Source organism: Streptomyces apricus (assembly GCF_008369065.1).
GTDB lineage: Bacteria > Actinomycetota > Actinomycetes > Streptomycetales > Streptomycetaceae > Streptomyces > Streptomyces apricus.
In genome coordinates this window covers 1-1601 of the sequence record NZ_VDFC01000191.1, presented here as the reverse complement: position 1 = coordinate 1601, position 1601 = coordinate 1, and the positions used below count along the sequence as shown (strand labels likewise).

The following is a 1601-nucleotide window of genomic DNA, read 5'->3' as shown; positions in this document are numbered from 1 at the left end:
GGAAGGCCACCTCCAGCGCGCAGGGGGCGGGGGGCCTCGTGGTCCCGGTGTTCAGACCGGCGGTCCCGTGACTGGGTGGCTCCGTAGCAGGGCGGCTCCGTGGCCGGATGGCCCTGTGGCCGGGCGGCCCTCGGGCCGGTGGGCCCCTCGGCCCGGTGGGCCGTGGTTGCGGAGGCCGTTGTTCAATGGCTGCATGACCGATCCGTACGAGTCCTCCGGCTCCCTCCCGCTCCCCGAGATCCACGGCCACGGACTGTGGCTGCGGCCCTGGGACGCGGACAGCGAGGGGGACGTCCGGGCGTGGCTGCGGGGGTACGCGGACCCGGAGTTCCAGCGGTGGAACACGCCGCTCAGGGCCATGACGGACCTCGCCGACGCGCAGGAATCGCTGCGCGCACGGGGCAAGGCGGCCGAGGAGGCGGTGGGCGCCTCCTTCTGCGTCACCGACGCGGCCGACGGCGTACCGCTCGGGCACATCGGCGTCAACGACATCGACCACGTCATGCGGGTCGCCCGGATCGGCTACTGGGTGCTCCCCGACGCGCGGGGCCGCGGGGTCGCCTCGCGCGCGCTCGCCCTCGCCTCGCGCTGGGCCTTCGACGAACTCGGCCTGCACCGGCTGGAACTGGGCCACGCCCTCGGGCACGAGGCGTCCTGCCGGGTCGCCGAGAGATGCGGGTTCCCGTACGAGGGGACGCTGCGCGGGGCGATGTTCGAGTCGGGCCGCACGGACGCCTTCCGGGACGTGCACCTGCACGGGCGGCTGGCCACGGATGCGGCGGTGCCGGTGCCGGTGCCGTAGAGCAGGGGGCGGGGAGCGGTCCTCAGGGCCACAGGAGTTCCCTGCGCCAGTGGTTCCCGGTGCCGTCGGTACCGTCGGTGCTCTTGGTGCCGTCGGGGTTCTCGGTGCGCCGGTAGGTGAGGCGTACGTGGCGGCGGCGGGCGTCGCCCTGGAAGAACTCCACCTCGTCCGGGTCCAGGACGTACACCGTCCACGACGGCGCCGGTGCGTCCGGCTCCCGCCGGGCGCGGTCCCACGCCGCGTCCGAGGCGCGCTCCAGTTCCTCGTACGACGGGAGCACCTCGCTCTGCCGGCCCACCAGGGCGGAGGCGAGCGCGCCGGCGGAGCGCGCGTGCAGGTCGGCCTGCGCTACCTCGGGCGGGGCGAGCGTCACCGGGCCGCGGACCCGGACCTGCCGGCCCTGGACGGGCCAGTAGAAGCCGAGGGCGGCGTACGGGCGGGACGCCAGGTGGCGGCCCTTGCGGCTGCCCGCGTGCGAGGCGAAGTGCCAGCCGTCGGCGTCGGCGCCGTGCAGGATCACGGTCCGTACGTCCGGCCGGCCCTCGGCGTCGGCCGTGGCCAGCGACATCGTGTGCGGTTCGCTCTGGCCGGCGGCCACGGCCTGCGCGAACCACTGCTCGAAGAGGGGGAGCGGGTGCGCCGGGGCGGTGTCCGGGGCGAAGTCCGGCAGCTCGGTGTCCCAGACGGGCTGGGAGCGCAGCAGCTGGGCGAACTCTGTGGACGGGTCGGGGGAGTCGGCGTTCATGCCCCGATTGTCACGCGCCGCCCGGCGTTCATGCCCCTATTGTCACGCGCCGCC

Annotated in this window: 2 protein-coding genes; one reads left to right on the top strand and one right to left on the bottom strand. The window is 75.2% G+C overall.

Going from position 1 to position 1601, the window contains the following annotated elements:
* Positions 1-193 precede the first annotated feature (193 nt).
* Positions 194-802, top strand: coding sequence for a GNAT family N-acetyltransferase (locus FGF04_RS39115; protein WP_149516147.1), 609 nt, complete (start codon positions 194-196; stop codon positions 800-802).
* 22 nt (positions 803-824) lie between these two features.
* Here the strand turns inward: FGF04_RS39115 and FGF04_RS39110 are convergent, their stop codons facing one another.
* On the bottom strand, positions 825-1547 hold the full coding sequence (locus FGF04_RS39110; protein WP_149516146.1) for a pyridoxine/pyridoxamine 5'-phosphate oxidase: 723 nt from the start codon (positions 1545-1547) through the stop codon (positions 825-827).
* Between the last annotated feature and the right edge of the window lie 54 nt (positions 1548-1601).